The organism is uncultured Agitococcus sp., assembly GCF_937920075.1.
Classification (GTDB): Bacteria; Pseudomonadota; Gammaproteobacteria; order Pseudomonadales; family Moraxellaceae; genus Agitococcus.
Genome location: NZ_CALETI010000272.1, coordinates 1 through 19,318, shown reverse-complemented (window position 1 = coordinate 19,318; position 19,318 = coordinate 1). Strand labels below are relative to the sequence as shown.

The following is a 19,318-nucleotide window of genomic DNA, read 5'->3' as shown; positions in this document are numbered from 1 at the left end:
TGCGGTGGTACGATTATTTAACATGGATGCAAGCTTATTAAACCTCGATAATCTTGGCTTATCTGAGCGTGAGCGCAAGCCGATTGATGAAGTTATCTCCCATCCACACGGAATGGTACTGATGGTTGGACCAACAGGCTCAGGTAAATCAACGTCACTAGCCGCTATGATTGATCATCGTAATCGCACATCAAAAGGCCACATTATTACTGTAGAAGACCCAGTTGAATATGTTCATCAATCAAAGATGTCATTAATTACCCATCGTGAAGTAGGCGTAGATACTCACAGTTGGCACCACGCATTAAAAAATACCTTACGCCAAGCACCAGATGTTATTTTGATTGGTGAAATTCGTGATGCTGAAACGATGGAACACGCGATTACTTTTGCGGAAACAGGTCATTTGTGTTTGGGAACCTTACATGCCAACAGCACCAATCAAACCTTAGATCGTATTATTAACTTTTTCCCTGATGAGCGTCGTAATCAATTATTGATGGATTTGTCTGCAAATCTACGAGCGATTATTTCTCAACGTTTGGTGCGTACCGAAGATGGCAAAGGGCGTAAAGCAGCAATTGAGATTTTATTAAATACACAAATGATTTCAGAGTTAATTTTTAAGTCTGAGTTTCATGGTATTAAACCGATTATGGAAAAATCGCGTGAATTGGGGATGCGTACTTTTGACTGGGCGTTATTTGAATTATATAACGAAGGTCATATTTCTTATGAAGAAGCCATTCGTAATGCCGATTCTGCCAATGAATTGCGTTTAAATATTAAATTAAAAAGTAAACGTGGCGAACCTAATACTTTTTCAAGTGCATCATTAAGTTTTGATCGTTCTAGCCCCGAAGAAATGGACGCTAAACGTAAAGAGGAATTAGAACAACAAAAGATTAATCAATGGAAACGTGAAAAAGAATTACAGTCACAATCTGCAACAGGTGTTAAACCTAAATCATATTAAACAAATTGACCATATTTTTTATATGGTCAATTTTTGCTTAAAACATTATAAAAAATGTGGACATTTTTACTAAATAGGCATATTCTCAAAAAGTAAGAAACATTTTGAAATATTTTGTCCCAATAGTTAGGAGCATAATTATGCGTACTTTAGCATTGTGTTTGGCTGTTAGTTCTTTAGCTTTTGCACCAGTGGCAGCAATGGCTGAATCCCCTTGGACTGTAAAAGTTGGCTTTAGTCAGGTTAATCCAAAAAGCGATAATGGTCGTTTGAATAATGCTTTGGATTCAGAAGTAAGTTCAGAAGTAGGTTTTACGCCTTCTATTGAATACAAATTTGCTCCCAATATTGTTGGTGAAGTGTTGCTTGCTATTCCTTTTGAGCATGATGTGAAATTGAACGATGCTGCTGGTGTCAATCAAACTAAAGGGACAAGTTTTAAACATTTACCGCCTACTTTTAGTGCAAAATATTTGTTTACCCCTGATGCGGCGTTTTCTCCTTATGTTGGTGTCGGTTTAAATTACACTTTAGTATTTGATGAAAAATCGGATTTAGGTAAATTAAAAGGCAAAGATAGTTTTGGTGTAGCGGCAAATGTTGGGTTTGAATACCGTATGCCAAACAGTCCTTGGGGCGTTAGTGCTGATTTACGTTATATCAAAATTAAAAGTGATTTAACTTTAGATACTGGTACTGGTGCAACTGACATTGGCACATTAACCGTTGACCCAATGGTTTTAGGTGTAAGTGCCGCTTATCACTTTTAAAATGAATTGTTGTAGGGGTAGGTCTTGTGCCTACCCTATAAATGCCTTGTAAAATCTTTTTGATAATAAGCACTGGCGAGTTGATATAATTGTTGTTGAACGACAGTCCAATGATAGTCTTCTTTAATGCTAAAGCCTACATCGTCAAGAACAATAAAACCTTTATCATGTAAACGTAATAAACTATAAATACCACGCCATAGATTTTTTTCATCATAAATAATATGTTGTTGCTGTAAATGAACAACAATTTTGCGTGGGTCATAAATTTTGACAAACTGTGGTAAAATTACCCGTAAATGCTCATCTAATCGTTGCCAAATTATCTGTTTTTGTGCGGCGTTATATTTGTTCCAATCAATCACTTCGTGGACAAAACGCATACAGCCTCGACAGACACTATCACCAAATACAGTAGAGCAAAGACCCACACAAGGGGTTTTAGGACGCGAATCGGGCATGAGTTTTTAAGTTTAAAAGGTTATTTATGGAATCTATCGTTGTTGCCGCATTATATCAGTTTAAAGCGGTTACTGATCCTGCAAATCTGCAACAGACATTAAAAGACTTGTGTAAAACACAAGAAATTTTAGGAACACTGATTGTGGCTAACGAAGGTATTAACGGTACGGTCTCTGGTAGTCGTCAGGCAATTGATGTCTTACATCAATTTTTATTAGCACAAGGTTTTGACCGTATGGAATACAAAGAATCCTTTGCACCTGAACATACCTTTCGCAAATTAAAAATTAAACTTAAAAAAGAAATTGTTACTTTGGGGGTGCATGTTGATCCGCGTGACCATGTAGGCACGTATTTAGAGCCTGAGCAATGGCACGAATTTATTCAGCAAGATGATGTGATTATTATTGATACCCGTAATGATTATGAATATGTGACAGGTACATTTGAGGGCGCAATTGATCCGCAAACAAAGAGTTTTGGTGAGTTTCCGCAATATATTCAAGAGCATTTAAAAGCGGCTAAAGACAAAAAAATTGCGATGTTTTGTACGGGTGGTATTCGTTGTGAGAAATCCACGAGTTATTTATTGCAAGAAGGTTTTAAAGAGGTTTATCACCTTAAAGGTGGTATTTTAAATTATTTGGCACACATTCCAGATGAGCAAAGTTTGTGGAAAGGTGAGTGTTTTGTCTTTGATCGTCGTGTAGGTGTGGGGCATGGTGTTAATTTAGGTGATACCGCCATGTGTTTTGGTTGTGGTCATCCGTTGTTTGCAGGCGATACCGATAGCCCAAAATATGAAGAAGGCGTGAGTTGCCCTCATTGTTATGACCATACAACAGAAGAACAAAAGGCACGTTTTAGAATGCGCCAAAGTCAGCATGTATTAAAACGTATGGTTAAAGAGTAAGAAGTCTTTAGCGATTCGGATATAGCAAGGTTTTTGTTAATGTGGTTTCGACTCCGCTCAACCACCGCTCTGTTCCCTGAGCGGAGTCGAAGGGTTTAGATTTAAGGCGTTTGTGGCGCATTAAATAATAAATATAACTCTGTCAGTACTTCAGGAATTTCGCGGGCAAATTGTTGTAATAACTTGCGATTTTTGCGAATTTTATTTAATTCAGGGTCTTCAATTAAGCCACTAATGCTAACAATTGGTAATGTTAGCTCAATCACCAAGTCTTCATTTTTGGCATACCATGCTTCTTCATTGCAAAACATGCCTTCCATAAAGCCAACACACCAATCAGTTAAATCATTGTCATCGTCCAAGCTAACAACTAAATCACACGGCAAACGTAAAGTTTGCTCATGATATAGTAAAGCATGAATACTTTTTTGCCATGCTTCCAAATCGGCAATCCATTCTTGTGGTACTTGGCCTTCGAACAATGCATCTAACCAAACTGATTTTTCGGTGTTTGGGCCGACGGTAATCGCACATAAAAAACCATGTGTGCCACAAAAGTTTAAGCCATGTTCATTGTCTTCACTATCAAAATAGTCTTCTAAGTTTGTTAGGGTTTCTTCAGAAAGAGCGTATTGTTCATGCATAAGAATATTCCAATAAAAAAGCCTCTAATTTTATGGTCTAAGATTAGAGGCTTTTTAACAGAATAGCGAGTATTTTAGTTGGTAGAACTAGATTCTAACCATTTTTTGACGCGTACCGCATCACCGATACGCGTGTATTTGCCCCAAGAGTCCATCAACACCATAACAACAGGTGTCGATTTGATTTTGGCTTGCATCACCAAACATTTGCCTGCTTCATTAATAAAGCCTGTTTTAGAAACGCCAATCTCCCAATCAGGATTTTTAACTAATGCATTGGTGTTATTAAATTGTTGTACTGAGTCTTTGATAGCAACGGCATGACCACCTGTGGTGGAAAAACGACGAATTAATGGGTAAGTATTAGATGTTTTAACAAGTGCCACTAAATCTTTAGGTGACGCAACATTATTGCTACTTAAACCTGTACCATCTTCAAAGCGTGTTTGTGTCATGCCTAAAGCTGCTGCTTTACGGTTCATCGCAGCAACAGCCGCATTAACACCACCAGGATAAGTACGTGCTAAAGCATGAGCAGCGCGATTTTCAGAAGACATCAAGGCCAATAATAATAATTCTGCACGAGATAACACTGTACCAACACTTAAGCGAGAACTAGTATTGCGCATTCTATCAATATCTTCTTCGCTAATGGTAATTGCTTCATCTAAAGGCAATTTGGCATCCAAAACCACCATCGCGGTCATTAATTTAGTAATAGACGCAATTGGCACTGCTTGATTAGTGTTTTTAGCATAAAGCACTTCACCTGTGACAGCATTCATCACTAATGCTGCTTTAGACTCTAAATTCAGGCTTTGGGCAATATCATTGCTTTGTTCAATCACAGGTTTACTGATTTGATTAGCTGCAATCGCGGCAGTGCTAGCAGTTGCCGCAGCAACCACAACAGGACGAGCTGCATATTTGGCAGCTTTGGCGACGCGACCTGTACGAGAAACTTGAGCTAAACGCTCACGAGTACGTTCTTTACGTTCTGCTAAACGTTCTTTTTGGCGTTCTGCTTGTTTTTTTTCGGCTAAACGAAGCTCTTTAGCATTTTTTTCTTTCGCAGCTAAACGAGCTTCTTTAGCTTTGACTTTTGCTGATTTTTTATCTGCTAAATCAGTCGTTTTTTTGTTTTTAGTGGCGTTTTTTGCGAGCTTTTTGTCTTTATCAGCTTTTTTAGCACTAACTTTGCTATCGGTCTTTTTATCTTTATTTTTGGCAGCTTTGTCGGCTGAGGCTTTTTTATCGTTCTTAGCCACTTTAACCTTAGCTGGAGTTTGTTCTTTAGCATTAGTTTGTTGAATAGGCGCAACGGCCAACATCAAACCTAACACTAAAGAAGGTAATAACGCCAATTTAAACTTCATCATAATATATGACCCATGTTTATAAAAACAAAAAACATACTCGTCACTAGAGAGTAGTGAAAAATTTAATTTAATTAAAAAATAGGATTTAAAATCCTATTGATTAAATGTCCTGAAAGTTTATTGCTATTGAGCGGCAGTCATGATTGATAAGCTGCGTCTTAGCGTTTCACATCAGACACATCCTATTGTTTGATGAGATTAATACATAAATTTGCCATAAAACCGATTTATGCTATTTCACAATACTTTAAGCATGAACTACTTAATGTAATATGCAAAGAGCGTGACAGCTAAACACAAGATTTTGTAACAAATTAATTAGCTATTGATATAAGCATAGACCAATTTAGGTAATATTCAATGTTTCGTGCATGACTTCTGAACTAAATGTTTTATACCAATTTATAAAAAAATATTGTGTTTATTGTAAGACAAAAACTGTCGAAATTATAGACAGAAAATGTGATATAAGCCACTTTTTGTTAAGAAATTGGCTGAGAGTTTTTGCTATATCTGTCTAAAGCACTACTAATATTTCATCTTCTTCAAGATTCTATTATTTTACTTATTTTATCTGCATTTTTTATTGTGATATAAGTCGTAAAGCATTAATCTTATTATAATAAATGATATCTAAAAACCGATGGGGTGATATTTTGATTAGAGTCTTAGTGGTTGATGATCACGAGGTTATCCGTATAGGGTTAAAGGGAACCTTAAAAGATATTAAAGATATATTAGTTGTGGGCGAAGCCAAAACAGGTGAGGAAGCTGTAAAAATAATTCCTTTATTGCATCCTAATGTTGTTTTGATGGATGTACAAATGCCAGGTATGGGCGGTATTGAGGCGACGCGCAAAATTGTCAAACAGTATGAAAACAGTAAAATATTGGCATTATCTGCGCATGATGAAGAGCCATTTTTATCGAATATTTTAGCGGCAGGTGCTTTGGGTTATGTGACAAAAGGTGCATTACTAGACGAAATGATTGAGGCCATACATCAGGTAGCGGCAGGTCAGCGATATTTTGGTAAAGATATTGCCTCACGGGTAGCGAGTAACTTATTAGATAAAAAAACATCTCCTTTTGCTTTGTTATCTCCGCGTGAAAGGCAAATGGCAGAAATGGTCGTAAATGGCCAAACTAATCAAGATATTGCGGATACTATGAGTGTTGCGCCTACAACATTAAGTACTTATAGAGCACGTATTTATGAAAAATTAGATGTTGAAAATGATGTGCAATTGACGCATTTAGCCTTACGTTTTGGTGTGTTTAAAAAAGATTAAACGAATGACTGAATCCAAACTTCAACATATTTTGGCCAATCTGCCACACCTCTCAGGTGTTTATAAGATGTTAGGAGCACAAGGAGAAGTGTTATATGTTGGTAAAGCTAAATCGTTAAAAAATCGTGTTAGCTCTTATTTCCAAAAAAATATCACTCATCCAAAAACTCAAGCATTAGTCGCCAAAATTTGTGATATAGAATTAACGATTACTCATAGCGAAGTTGAAGCCTTATTACTTGAACAAAATTTAATTAAAACCTTAAAACCACCATTTAATATATTACTCAAAGACGATAAGTCATATCCTTATATTGTTATTACGGCCAAAGAAGATTTTCCACAAATTAGTATTCAGCGTGGTAAAAAGAATATTGTGCAAGGGGCGCGTGTTTTTGGCCCTTATCCCAGTGCTCAATCGGTACATGAAGCTTTACTCTTATTACAACGCTTATTTCAGGTGCGGCAATGTGATGACAGTACATTTAAGCATCGTGATCGACCGTGTATGCAATATCAAATTAAGCGTTGTCGTGCACCTTGTGTCGGATTGATTAGTCAACCAGATTATCAGCAGGATGTAGACAGCACGATTCGTTTTTTAGAAGGAAAAAATACCGAGTTACAACAGCAAATTGCTCAACAAATGGAACAAGCTTCTTTAGCCTTAAATTTTGAAGCGGCGGCTATCTATCGTGATCAGTTGCTTAACTTACGCCAAATTCAAACCCAGCAAGCAGTTTATGGTGAACAAGGCGAAGCTGATGTATTTGCTTTGGTGATTGAGCAGGGCTTAGCAGCCATTCAAGTTTTATATGTGCGTGGTGGTCGTGTATTAGGTAGTAAGAATTATTTTTTAACGTCTACAGAGTCTGAGTCTTCAACCATTATGATGGAGTTTTTGAGTGGTTTTTATTGGCAACAAGAACGGGATATTCCCCAAGAAATTATTATCAACTGTGCTGTACAAGATGAGCAAACTCAATCATTAAAACAAGCGTTGTTTAGTAGTTATCAACGAAAAGTACACATTAAATCGCGTGTCAAAGAACATCGTGCAGCATGGTTACATTTAGCAGAATTAAATGCTAAAGAAGCCATTAAAAGCCATTTGCAAACCAAAATGCAAGTCACAGCACGCCTACAAGCGTTACAGAAAAGTCTGCAATTGGCCAATATTCCACAGCGTATCGAATGTTTTGATATTAGCCATTTACAAGGCGAGGCAACGGTTGCTTCTTGTGTGGTGTATGATTTACAAGGTGCAAAGCGCAAAGATTATCGACATTTCTTAATTAAAAATATTCAGGCAGGGGATGATTATGCGGCAATGGAGCAAGCAATTCAGCAACGTTTTAAGAAAGTAAATGCAGAAAGTGTATTACCTGATTTATTGTTGATTGATGGTGGCAAAGGGCAGTTGGATAAAACACAACAAGCATTAATACAACTGGCTTTAGCTGAACAAATTACTACCATTGCGATTTCTAAAGGTGAAGGGCGTAAAGCAGGATTAGAAACCATACATTTTACTACGGGGCAAACCTTACAATTAGCTAGCGATGATATAGCCTTTCATTTATTACAATTTATTAGAGATGAAGCTCATCGTTTTGCTATTACTAAACACCGTGCTAAACGAGATAAAGCACGACAAAGCTCTCCCTTAGAGGCCATTCCCAATTTAGGTGCTAAACGTCGCCGAGCTTTATTACAGCATTTTGGCGGTTTACAAGGCGTCATTAATGCCAGTCAGCAGCAGTTGGCACAGGTGGAAGGGATTGGGTTAAACTTGGCACAAATAATTTATGATATACTGCATGGCTAATGGGATTGAACAAATCAATTTTCGGTCATGATGGCATTTGATCACACAAAGTTGTTTAGTTCTATCGTCAATGTAGCAACAATAGGGGTGACTTTTGGCTAATAAAAAATTATGGAATGTGCCTAATATCCTGACTTTAATGCGGGTAGTGTTGATTCCAGTATTGGTATTATTGGCTTATCTTCCCAGTTTTTCATGGCAAAATTGGCTAATTTCGGGCATTTTTTTGTTGGCAGCCATTACCGATTGGTTTGATGGATATTTGGCTCGTGCCTTAAATCAAACCTCTGCTTTTGGACGTTTTTTAGATCCTGTCGCCGATAAATTGATGGTTGCCGCCGCTTTAGTGGTTTTGGTGCAAGATTATCCACACATTTATATGGTCATTCCTGCTATTGTCATTATTTCGAGAGAAATTACTATTTCTGCTTTACGAGAATGGATGGCGGAATTAGGTAAACGTGCCAATGTTGCGGTTTCCCAAATTGGTAAATGGAAAACTACTGCCCAAATGGCATCAATTACGATTTTATTGGTTAAAGACCCCATGCTAAATTATTTGGGTTTTGCCTTATTGTATATTGCAGTGATTTTGACGATTTGGTCGATGTTGATTTATTTAAAAGCAGCATGGCCAGATTTGAGTGAAGCAGATTAATCACTCATTGTGAAGAAAATGGATTTGAAAATGTTTGTTTTCTAAGCTTTTTTGGTTTTTTGGGTAAAAAGTAGGCGAGCGAAAGGGAAATATAAAAAACCTGCTTGACGTGACCTAAAAAATACATAAAATAGCGATCCACAAACGCGGGAATAGCTCAGTTGGTAGAGCATAACCTTGCCAAGGTTAGGGTCGCGAGTTCGAGTCTCGTTTCCCGCTCCAAGTTTTGAAAAGCCGACTTTTTAGTCGGCTTTTTGTTTTGGACTAAATTTTTAGTCTTACAAAGCGATACGGCATATAATAGTAAGCTTACATGTAGTGAATGTTTTTAAAGAGATTCATTAAATAAGATAAGCATCTTGTAATTGTCTGATGGTAGACGACGGAGATAACACATGATTACGGGCAGTTTAGTGGCACTTGTTACGCCAATGCACAACAATGGTGATGTCGATTGGTCAGCCCTGAAGTCATTAGTTGAATGGCATGTTGCTCAAGGTACACACGGTATCGTAGCAGTCGGCACAACTGGTGAATCAGCGACTTTAGATGTTGAAGAACATTGCGCAGTGATAAAATGTGTTGTTGAAACTGTTAATAAACGTATTCCTGTGATTGCAGGTACGGGTGCAAATTCTACGCGTGAGGCAATTGAATTAACTCGCTCTGCAAAACAAGCGGGTGCGGATGCCTGTTTATTGGTCACGCCATATTACAATAAACCCACACAAGAAGGCTTATATCAGCACTATAAAGCCGTTGCTGAGGCAGTCGATATTCCCCAAATTTTATATAATGTGCCAGGCCGTACCGGTGTTGATATGTCTAATGCGACAGTGGCACGTTTGGCGGGTACACCTAATATTATCGGCATTAAAGATGCAACAGGTAATTTAGAGCGTGGCCAAGAGTTATTAAACTTGGTTGGCGACAAAATGGCTGTGTATTCGGGTGATGATGCGACGGCTTATCAATTAATTTTGATGGGTGCGAAGGGCAACATCTCGGTGACAGCAAATGTTGCACCAAAAGCAATGAGCGACGTATGTGAGGCAGCATTGGCAGGTAATGCCCAAGCGGCGGCTGATTTAAATGCACCATTAGTTGCTTTGCATAAAGATTTATTTGTTGAGTCTAATCCTATTCCCGTAAAGTGGGCATTGTTTGCAATGGGGCGTATTGAATTAGGTATCCGTTTGCCATTAACGGTATTAGCCGACTCATGCCAACCTGTTGTACGTGCTGCTTTACAAAAAGCAGGTATTTAATATGCGTTTATGGTTGTCTGGTTTTGGTTTGGTGTTGTTGAGTGGTTGTTCATTATTTCCAGATCGCTCATTAGATTATTTGCAGGCGCAAAGTATTCAGCCATTACCTACTGACAACCAAACGCGTAGTATTAAACCTTTATATCAAATTCCTGTAGTCACTACACCTGCTGAGCAAGCGGCTCAGATTGTACAGGGTAAAGGTCGTAAACAGGAGTTTGTTGCACCAAGCCCTAAGCCTTTGGTGGTCACTGAATCTGAACAAACAGTGTCTAAAACACAAATTATTGTTGAGCAAAAACCAAGTTTGGCTTTTGATGGCAATCAGCACCCTGTTTTGATGATAACAGGTGAGCAGTTAAAGCTTTGGGAGCAATTGGGTCAGGCAATTAATGCCGCTAAGGTAAAAATTACTGACAGAAATCAAAGTTCTGGTCTATATTTTATTGAACTCAGTCAAACAAATAACAAGAAAGAGGCTTATTTGTTGAAACTAACCTCAACAGCCGCTAAAACGGTTGTTTCCCTGCAAAAAGATGAAGATACTTTAGCAGATAGTGTGTTAAGTCAGCAGATTTTGACCGAGTTAATCAAACATTGGCCAAGTTAAGTTTTATATTTATTAGTCATTTAGGCTAATAATAAGTATCACTATAGATATGTAGAGAATTTTCGATGGAAAAGCGTGAATTATTATATACAGGTAAAGCTAAGTCTGTGTATACCACTGATAATCCTGATTATTTAGTTTTAGTGTTTCGTGATGACACTTCTGCTTTTGATGGTAAAAAAGTTGAGCAATTGGCGCGTAAAGGCCGTGTTAATAACACTTTTAATGCCTTTATTATGCAAAAATTGGCTGAAGCGGGCATTGAAACCCACTTCGAGAAATTAATTACGCCTAATGAGGTGTTGGTTAAACGTTTAACCATGATTCCTGTTGAATGTGTTGTGCGAAACTATGCGGCGGGTAGCTTGTGCCGTCGTTTAGGGGTAACCGAAGGTTTGGAATTAAATCCACCAACTTTTGAATTGTTCTTAAAGAATGATGCATTGGGCGATCCAATGATTAACGAAAGCCACGTTCGCTCTTTTGCTTGGGCAACTGAAGCACAATTAGCTCGTATGAAAGAGTTATCTTTTGCGGTGAATGATGTTTTAAAAGGATTATTTGCTGAAGGTAATATGTTGTTAGTTGATTTCAAATTAGAGTTTGGTGTGTTCCATGATCGCATCGTTTTGGGTGATGAATTTTCACCTGATGGTTGTCGTTTATGGGATAAAGAAACACGCAAAAAATTAGATAAAGACCGTTTCCGTCAAGGTTTGGGCGAAGTGGTCGAGGCTTATGAAGAAGTCGGTCGCCGTTTAGGCATTAACTTTGAATAATTAATGGAGTAAATATAATGAAAGGTTTAGCTAAATTAGCTGTTGTTACTTGTTTGGTATCAACACTAAGTGGTTGCTTTTTAACTAAAGTAGTGACCATGCCAATGCGTGTTGTAGGGGCAACAACGAGTATGGTTGGTGCAGTAGTGTCTGTTGTGCCTGTTGCAGGCAATAAAGTGGACGCAGCATTAGAAAAAGCAGATGCTGCAATTGATACGGCTGCCGATACAGTAGATGATGTTCCTTTATAAATATTCTTTTTCTTGAAAGTTGGGAAAAATATCTATATATTACATCGCCTTACGGAGAGGTGGCAGAGTGGTTGAATGCACCGGACTCGAAATTCGGCATAGGGGTTATACTCCTATCAAGGGTTCAAATCCCTTTCTCTCCGCCAGATAAATAAAAAAGCCCATGATTTTTCATGGGCTTTTTTATTTATTTTTGATAGACGATTAAACACACGGCGTTACATAACACCGTGTGTTTAGCAGCGTACTAGCCTAGCTCTTGTTGCTTTTTCTGAGCAAGCATAAAAGCACTGACAATTTCAGTGCCTGTTGTAGGCTTGGCGTCAGGAATAAAAGCAGCAATAAATTCACCGACTGTGTACCATGTACTGCTGACAGGTAAGCTAATAGCAGCAGAAGCATCTTCACTATTTGCAATAACCTCCACAACTGGCTCAGCAACAGTAGTGTCAACTAAAACTTCCGTGATAGTTGTTGTTTCTTCGGCAACAGGAGGAGTAGCTTCTGTTTGAGCAATGGCAGCAGCGATTTCTTGCTGTTTCTTTTGTGCAACCATAAATGCACTAACAACTTCCGCGCCAGTAATTGCCTTAACCTCTGGGGTAAATGCAGCAATAAACTCACCAACAGTACGCCAAGTTGCTTCTGGCATTACAGCAGGTGTAGCTTGCGTTTTTTGAGCCTGTTCTGCTGCTAAAGCAGCGAGTTCAATGGCTAAACGTTCAGCGGCTTCCTTGGCTGCTTGCTCGGCAACTAAACGCTCTGCTTCTTCGCGTGCAGCACGTTCAGCAGCCTCACGCTCACGGCGACGACGCTCACGAGGATCATTTGCCGCGCGAGTAGGGGCTGCTTCAATAACAGTTGTCTCAATGACTGGTGCAACAACTTCTTCAGCTTTTACCGTTGCTTCAGGTGTTATTACTTCGCTATCAACATGAGTCACTGTTGTTTGGGCTGTATTTTCTGCAACAGCTTCAGGAGCCTCGTTGCTAGTCTCTACGGCTGCTTCTGGTAGAGCCACTTCTACAGTTGCTTCACTCGCAATCACAATTTCTTGAGAGCTAACAGGCTCAACAACGACTGGCATGTCATCGCTAGCAGTGACTAACTCAGCCGTAATTGGTTCAAAAGCAACTGGCGCAACATTGCTGTCTGGCACAGTAGCATCAAAGGTGGTCTCAGATAAAACTTGAGCATCACGTTCACGTGGTGGACGTTGACGACGATTAAAGCCATGACCACTTGGACGTTCACGACGTGGACGACGTTGTTCTTCTTGCTCAGCAATAGGTGCAACAGGGGCATCAATCGCTAACGCAGCAGAATTAACCTCTAAAGCATCAGCACGATTAGTACGGTTTTCACGTTGAGGGCGTTCACGTTGAGGACGTGGCTCACGTACTGGTGGTGTAATTGGTTCAACCACTTCTGTATGGCGTACTTGACGTGGTGAAACATTGACATGATGTTCTGAACGGAAGTCTTGCTCTACACGTTGAGGACGTTCACGTTGAGGGCGTGGTTCGCGAATAGGTGCTGGAGTTGCTTCGATCTCGACACGTGTTTGGCGTGTTGGTGCAACGTCACGATTTTCCATACGGAACTCAGGTTCGGCACGATTAGTACGGTTTTCACGTTGAGGACGTTGAGGACGAGCATTGTCGTTAGGAACAAAGTTTTCACTGTTGTTATAACTTGGTGCAGGACGAGAAACGGCTAATTTGCTATCAATCTCGTTAGCCAATTCACTTACACCACTAAATAAATTAGCATGCCATGCAAAGAAACCAGTTTTGGACTCTTCTTTTTCTTGGCGTGTAATCACTTGTGTTGGTGTTGTGGCACGTGGTACAGGTGCTTGAGTTTCAGGTTGTACCATTTTTACCGCAGCTTCTTGACGGCGAGTTTGAATCTTCTCTTCAGTATTATATAAGCCATTATCTTCTAAAACAGGACGGAAATTTTCGACTTGTTGGAAAGAGGCTGGCGCTTCATAATCTTCATCACTATGGTCATCACGCAAACGTGACACATCATAATGGGGTGTTTCTAAGTGTGGATTTGGCAGAATAATAATTCGCACACCACTACGAGCCTCTAAAGCACTAATCGCTGCACGTTTTTCATTTAATAAGAAAGTGGCAACCGTCACAGGTACTTGTGCATGAATTTCGGCACTACGATCTTTTAACACTTCTTCTTCAATGACGCGCATGATGGATAAGGCTAAAGAGCGTACGTCACGAATTACGCCAGTTCCATTACAACGTGGACAAACTAAACCAGTGGTTTCTTCTAAAGAAGGGCGCAAACGTTGACGAGATAACTCTAATAAACCAAAACGTGAAATACGACCCACTTGTACACGCGCTCTGTCCATCGCTAAAGCATCACGTAATTTGTCTTCAACCATACGCTGATGTTTTGGTGGTGTCATGTCAATAAAGTCAATGACAATTAAACCGCCAATATCACGCAAACGTAATTGACGGGCAATTTCTTCGGCTGCTTCAAGGTTGGTGTTTAACGCGGTTTCTTCAATATCACCGCCTTTGGTAGAGCGTGAAGAGTTGATATCAATCGACACTAAAGCTTCGGTTGGGTCAATAACAATAGAACCACCAGAAGGTAATTTCACTTCACGTTGATAAGCGGTTTCGATTTGGCTTTCAATTTGATAGCGATTAAACAACGGCACAGTATCGCGATATAGTTTAATTTTGTTTTGGAAGTGAGGCATCACTTGACGAACAAAATCAATCGCTTGATTATAAGCAGCTTCGCTATCAATCAAAACTTCATCAATATCATCACGTAAATAATCACGAATCGCACGAATAATGACATTAGATTCTTGATAAATTAAGAACGGTGCTGGACTTTGTTCGGCAGCTTGGCTAATCGATTTCCATAACGTTAATAAATAGTCTAAGTCCCATTGTAATTCTTCAGGACTACGGCCTAGACCAGCGGTACGAACAATCACGCCCATATCATTAGGAATCGTAATCGAGTTTAAGGCTTCTTTGAGCTCTTCGCGCTCTTCACCTTCAATACGGCGAGAAATGCCACCAGCACGCGGATTATTGGGCATTAACACCAAATAACGGCCAGCTAAAGAAATAAACGTTGAAAGAGCAGCGCCTTTGTTGCCACGCTCTTCTTTTTCAACTTGTAGAATAATTTCTTGGCCTTCTTGAATCGCATCACGAATGGTTACACGACCAACATCACGTGGTTGGCGATGAAAATATTCACGAGCAATTTCTTTTAATGGTAAAAAGCCATGACGATCCGCACCAAAGTCAACAAAAGCTGCTTCTAAGCTTGGCTCAACGCGGGTTACGCGACCTTTGTAAATGTTAGCTTTCTTTTGGACACGAGAATGATGCTCGAGGTCAAAATCATATAAGCGTTGACCATCAACCAGTGCAACACGCGTTTCTTCGGCGTGTGAGGCATTAATTAACATACGTTTCATGAGTGGTTGTCACCTAATTTTAGTGACACTTTGAGGGTAGGACAGAAACGAGAGGCAAGCTGTGTGCTTGAGAACTTTACTTATTGACTATGTGTCGTCTTAAACGGACTGACAAAATGACTCTCTTGCTAGAAATTTTCTGATAAGCAAGCGCACTGTTAGTCAGTAAAGCTCTTTCAGCTAAGACATAATAGATTTAGTCTTAGTGTAATATGGTCATCACGTTAGTTGGATAAACTACACGTATAAGTATCTCTACGCTTTGGTAGAAAGTACTAAAAAATTCGTTTCTGTTTTCACTACACCACAAAGCGTCTGTGAAATATATATCTTGGTGTGCAATTTGGGGTGCGAGTTCATTTTCGCAATAAAAAGCCCATACAAATTACACTGTTTGCCTATATAATCCGTTCGCCATTGATTTTATTGAGTGCTAACACGCACTATATCTTTCAGTGTGGTTGTTAGCTAAAGCAACGCGAACAGTCGGCAGATGTGACTATATCAGACTCTGCTTAAAGCTCACACTATTTTTATCAGATTAGTTTGTTGTTATTTGTTTGTTGCTCTCTTTTTAAACACTTTCCTATCCAAGTTGATTGTTTTTATGACTGATAGTAATTCTAGCCCTGCCGTTCGATTGATTACCATTACTGAGAATCAAGACGGCCAACGTTTAGACAATTTTTTAATTACCGCGTTAAAAGGCGCACCACGCACCTTAGTGTATCGTATCGTGCGTACGGGAGAGGTGCGTGTAAACAAAGGACGTGTTAAACCTGAATATCGTTTACAAATTGGTGATGTTGTTCGTGTGCCACCTGTACGTTTGGCTGAAAAAGAAGATGTGGTTGTGCCTAGTCAGCAGTTATCCAACTCCTTGGCAAATCGCATTATTTATCGTCAAGATGGCATTATTGTCCTTAATAAACCCTCTGGTTTACCTGTACATGGCGGTAGCGGTGTAGCGTATGGGGCTATTGAAGCCTTACGTGCGATTTATCCACAAACCGAGTTTTTAGAGTTAGTCCATCGTTTAGACCGAGATACATCTGGTTTATTAATGATTTCTGATAAGCGTAGCGTGTTACGTGTTTTGCATGAGCAATTACGTGATGGCAAAATGCAAAAGGTCTATTTAGCTTTATTGGCAGGTAAGCTAAAAGGCGCAAATCATAAAGTCACTGCACCTTTAGATAAAAATAATTTGGCATCAGGTGAGCGTGTCGTGCGTGTATCGCGTGAGGGTAAAGCTGCCGAAACTCATTTTAAAGTGATTGAACGTTTTGAAGATTGTACTTTAGTTGAAGCACGCCCATTAACAGGCCGTACTCACCAAATCCGTGTTCATGCTCAATTTTTAGGTCATCCAATTTTGGGTGACGAAAAGTATTGCTCAAATGAGTTGAACAAAACAGCTAAGGACAAATGGGGCTTAAATCGTTTATTTTTACATGCGCAAGAGGTCAGTTTGCAATTGCCCAATCAAGAAAAGCCTTTGCAATTAAACTGTCCTTTAGCCCCCGAATTAGTTCAAGTGCTTGAGAAATTACGAAATGCCCGCGTATAAGCTTGCTATTTTTGATTGGGATGGAACATTAATGGATTCTGTGGCACATATTGTTGACAGTATGCAGCAAGCCGCACAAGTGTTAGGTGAACCTGTGCCAAGTGTGTCAGCCGTTCGTCATATTATTGGTTTAGGCTTGCCCGAAGCAATTGCCTTATTATTTCCTCATGCCTCATTGAACACGCGAGAAGAAATTCGCCAACAGTATGCTAAACATTTTTTAGCCCATAGTGCCAGTAAAAGTGAATTGTTTACAGGGGCACAGTCTTTGCTAGATCAATTGCAGCAACAAGGTTATTTGTTGGCAATTGCCACTGGTAAAAGTCGATTGGGCTTGGATAGAGTGTTGGCGCAAACAGGTATTGGTCATTATTTTGTTGCCACACGTTGTGCTGATGAAACCGCATCAAAGCCTGATCCGTTAATGTTGCGCCAGTTATTAGCGTATACAGGCAGCAGCGCCGAACAAAGTGTGATGATTGGTGATACCAGTTATGATATGGCAATGGCTCAAGCCCTAGACATGCCAAGGATTGCTGTGTCCTATGGTGTGCATAGTAAAGATATGTTACAAGGCTATCAGCCGTTGGCAATAGTCGATAGTATTTATCAGTTACAAGATTATCTCATTTAGGATTGAAAGAATATGAGTGAAAATAATGGTCGTGAATGGCAATTGCTAGAAAAAGTTGCTTTAGCTTCGATTGATGAGCAACGCAAAGCTCGTCGATGGGGCATTGTTTTTAAATTATTAACTTTTGCTTATTTAGTCGTTATTTTGGTAATGGTAACATCAGGCGACAAGCATGGTGGCAAGACCACAGAGTCAAGCACAGATCACGTTGCAATTGTAGAGCTAAAAGGTGAAATTGCCGATGGGGCAGATGCCAATGCCGATGATTTAATTGGTAGTTTGACCGATGCCTTTGAAGCTAAAAATAGCAAAGCAGTGGTGTTAAGAGTCAATAGTCCAGGCGGAAGTCCAGTACAGTCAGCCTATGTGTATGATGCGATTCGCCAATTACGTGATAAATATCCTAATAAAAAATTTTATGCAGTGATTACCGATATTGGCGCATCAGGTGCTTATTATATTGCCTCTGCTGCTGACCAAATTTATGTTAGTCCTGCCAGTTTGGTTGGTTCGATTGGTGTGATTATGCCTAATTTTGGTGTGCAAGGTTTAACTCAGAAGTTGGGTATTGAAGACCGTACTATGACCGCAGGTGAGCATAAAGCAATTATGAACCCTATGGCACCAATTACTGCCGAAGAAAAAGCCCATGTGCAAAAAATGCTCAACACCATTCATCAGCAATTTATTACCGCAGTCAAACAAGGTCGTGGTCAACGTTTAAAAGAAGACCCACAAATTTTTTCGGGTTTATTTTGGACAGGTCAACAAGCGGTTGAATTAGGTTTAGCTGACGGTTTTGGTTCGGTAAAAACCATCAATAAATTAGCAGGCACAGATGAGCAAGTTGATTACACTCAAGGTAAAAACCCAATGGATAATTTAATTCGTAAATTGGGTGCAAGCATGGGTGAAACGATTGCAGCTAAGTTAGATTTGGGTAATCGTTTAGAAGTCCGTTAGTTTTTAGCTAAACCCAAAAAGCCTCTTAATTTTTAAGGGGCTTTTTTATGTCTGAATTTTTTAGTACTGATATATTTATAATTTATTTACTTGCCTTTTAATAACCTATTTCGCCAAGCTGGTTAATTTTGGTTAAATAGGTTTTTTTGTATAAAAGTGTTTATAAGGAAAATAAGAATGGCTAATCGTCATCAAATATACATATGGGAAGCTACTCAGGCTGATTTAAGTAAAGGTTTTTATGAATTATCTACAAAAGCAATAAGTTATGTGCGTAAAGAAAAGCAGCCATCTAAAAATTTATTGGCATTTGCAGAAGCACTCCATCAGCATCGAAAAAATGTTGATTATAGTCGTCTCTTTTTTAAAGAGGTGGCCGAACAAATTAAAAACACAACAACCAAAGCCATTATGATTGAGTTTTGGGAAGAAGAGGATTGGAAAAGACCACTGCGTGATTTGGTTAAATTGGCACAAAATTATCAGGTGATAATTGTTGATACTGAAATTACGATGGTTTTTTTTCCTACAGGCGAAATTAAACCTTTTGGGGCAGAGTACGATTGGGAAGAGTTATTAGGTGAGTTAAGTCAAGCTGATAATGCCATCTTGGCTTATAAAGAAAGCAATCTACCCTCTACGCCTACAGCCTATGCAAAATGGATGCGAAATTTATTAGATAAAGAACTTGGGCAATATGGTTTTACGTTAGTTAAAACAGATATCAACGAATCGGTTGATTTACATGAGTCATGGTACTGTCGAGATGTTGAAATAGGTAAACAATATATACATTTTAGACATGGGGGCGAATTTCCAGATTTTGGCTCAGGTGTCAGC

The 19,318-nt window shown here is 39.2% G+C and carries 16 protein-coding genes, 2 tRNA genes and 2 pseudogenes; 16 read left to right on the top strand and 4 right to left on the bottom strand.

What is annotated here, in order from left to right:
* Together Q0212_RS09470 and Q0212_RS09465 are read left to right on the top strand one after the other, a co-directional pair.
* Positions 1-811 (top strand): annotated as a pseudogene (locus Q0212_RS09470) (PilT/PilU family type 4a pilus ATPase); the annotation flags it as partial.
* 305 nt (positions 812-1,116) lie between these two features.
* Positions 1,117-1,746, top strand: coding sequence for an OmpW family outer membrane protein (locus Q0212_RS09465; protein ID WP_297924810.1), 630 nt, complete (start codon positions 1,117-1,119; stop codon positions 1,744-1,746).
* 305 nt (positions 1,747-2,051) lie between these two features.
* On the opposite strand, the pseudogene Q0212_RS09460 reads toward Q0212_RS09465, so the two are convergent.
* Positions 2,052-2,207: pseudogene (locus Q0212_RS09460) on the bottom strand (DUF1289 domain-containing protein); the annotation flags it as partial.
* A gap of 26 nt (positions 2,208-2,233) precedes the next feature.
* On the opposite strand from Q0212_RS09460, the gene Q0212_RS09455 reads away from it, so the two are divergent.
* Complete coding sequence (locus tag Q0212_RS09455) at positions 2,234-3,121, top strand: rhodanese-related sulfurtransferase (RefSeq protein WP_297924809.1); 888 nt, start codon at positions 2,234-2,236, stop codon at positions 3,119-3,121.
* A gap of 101 nt (positions 3,122-3,222) precedes the next feature.
* Here the strand turns inward: Q0212_RS09455 and Q0212_RS09450 are convergent, their stop codons facing one another.
* Together Q0212_RS09450 and pbpG are read right to left on the bottom strand one after the other, a co-directional pair.
* Entirely contained in the window at positions 3,223-3,765 is a 543-nt protein-coding gene (locus Q0212_RS09450; protein WP_297924808.1) for a YecA family protein, read from the bottom strand.
* 74 nt (positions 3,766-3,839) lie between these two features.
* Entirely contained in the window at positions 3,840-5,144 is a 1,305-nt protein-coding gene (pbpG, locus tag Q0212_RS09445) for a D-alanyl-D-alanine endopeptidase (protein WP_297924807.1), read from the bottom strand.
* Positions 5,145-5,800: 656 nt separating this feature from the next.
* Here pbpG and Q0212_RS09440 point away from each other — a divergent pair.
* The 9 genes from Q0212_RS09440 to Q0212_RS09400 all read left to right on the top strand — a co-directional run bounded on the left by Q0212_RS09440 (position 5,801) and on the right by Q0212_RS09400 (position 11,976).
* Positions 5,801-6,436, top strand: a complete 636-nt coding sequence (locus Q0212_RS09440) for a response regulator (protein WP_297924806.1) — start codon at positions 5,801-5,803, stop codon at positions 6,434-6,436.
* A gap of 4 nt (positions 6,437-6,440) precedes the next feature.
* A complete protein-coding gene (gene uvrC / locus Q0212_RS09435) occupies positions 6,441-8,264 on the top strand; it encodes an excinuclease ABC subunit UvrC (RefSeq protein ID WP_297924805.1) in 1,824 nt (607 codons plus the stop codon).
* 94 nt (positions 8,265-8,358) lie between these two features.
* Positions 8,359-8,922 (top strand): CDP-diacylglycerol--glycerol-3-phosphate 3-phosphatidyltransferase, encoded by a 564-nt coding sequence (gene pgsA, locus Q0212_RS09430; RefSeq protein ID WP_297924804.1) that lies wholly within the window; start codon positions 8,359-8,361, stop codon positions 8,920-8,922.
* Between the two features lie 146 nt (positions 8,923-9,068).
* Positions 9,069-9,144 (top strand) — tRNA-Gly (locus tag Q0212_RS09425).
* Positions 9,145-9,317: 173 nt separating this feature from the next.
* Positions 9,318-10,190, top strand: coding sequence for a 4-hydroxy-tetrahydrodipicolinate synthase (gene dapA / locus Q0212_RS09420; RefSeq protein ID WP_297924802.1), 873 nt, complete (start codon positions 9,318-9,320; stop codon positions 10,188-10,190).
* Between the two features lies 1 nt (position 10,191).
* A complete protein-coding gene (gene bamC / locus Q0212_RS09415) occupies positions 10,192-10,800 on the top strand; it encodes an outer membrane protein assembly factor BamC (RefSeq protein ID WP_297924800.1) in 609 nt (202 codons plus the stop codon).
* Positions 10,801-10,865: 65 nt separating this feature from the next.
* A complete protein-coding gene (gene purC / locus Q0212_RS09410) occupies positions 10,866-11,579 on the top strand; it encodes a phosphoribosylaminoimidazolesuccinocarboxamide synthase (protein ID WP_297924798.1) in 714 nt (237 codons plus the stop codon).
* A 17-nt stretch (positions 11,580-11,596) separates the two neighbouring features.
* The gene (locus tag Q0212_RS09405) at positions 11,597-11,830 is read left to right on the top strand and encodes a DUF6726 family protein (protein WP_297924796.1); all 234 of its coding nucleotides are present in this window, start codon (positions 11,597-11,599) and stop codon (positions 11,828-11,830) included.
* 53 nt (positions 11,831-11,883) lie between these two features.
* Positions 11,884-11,976: transfer RNA gene (locus Q0212_RS09400), tRNA-Ser, on the top strand.
* 101 nt (positions 11,977-12,077) lie between these two features.
* On the opposite strand, the gene Q0212_RS09395 is transcribed toward Q0212_RS09400, so the two are convergent.
* Positions 12,078-15,311 carry an Rne/Rng family ribonuclease gene (locus tag Q0212_RS09395; protein ID WP_297924794.1) on the bottom strand — a complete coding sequence of 1,078 codons (3,234 nt, stop codon included), beginning with the start codon at positions 15,309-15,311 and terminating at the stop codon, positions 12,078-12,080.
* A gap of 607 nt (positions 15,312-15,918) precedes the next feature.
* On the opposite strand from Q0212_RS09395, the gene rluC reads away from it, so the two are divergent.
* The 4 genes from rluC to Q0212_RS09375 all read left to right on the top strand — a co-directional run.
* A complete protein-coding gene (gene rluC, locus Q0212_RS09390; protein WP_297924793.1) occupies positions 15,919-16,881 on the top strand; it encodes a 23S rRNA pseudouridine(955/2504/2580) synthase RluC in 963 nt (320 codons plus the stop codon).
* Positions 16,868-17,515 (top strand): HAD-IA family hydrolase, encoded by a 648-nt coding sequence (locus Q0212_RS09385; protein ID WP_297924792.1) that lies wholly within the window; start codon positions 16,868-16,870, stop codon positions 17,513-17,515. The genes rluC and Q0212_RS09385 overlap by 14 nt, the downstream gene beginning before the upstream one ends.
* A gap of 12 nt (positions 17,516-17,527) precedes the next feature.
* Entirely contained in the window at positions 17,528-18,478 is a 951-nt protein-coding gene (sppA, locus tag Q0212_RS09380; RefSeq protein WP_297924790.1) for a signal peptide peptidase SppA, read from the top strand.
* Between the two features lie 177 nt (positions 18,479-18,655).
* On the top strand, positions 18,656-19,318 hold a 663-nt coding region (locus tag Q0212_RS09375; RefSeq protein WP_297924789.1), incomplete at its 3' end, for a hypothetical protein.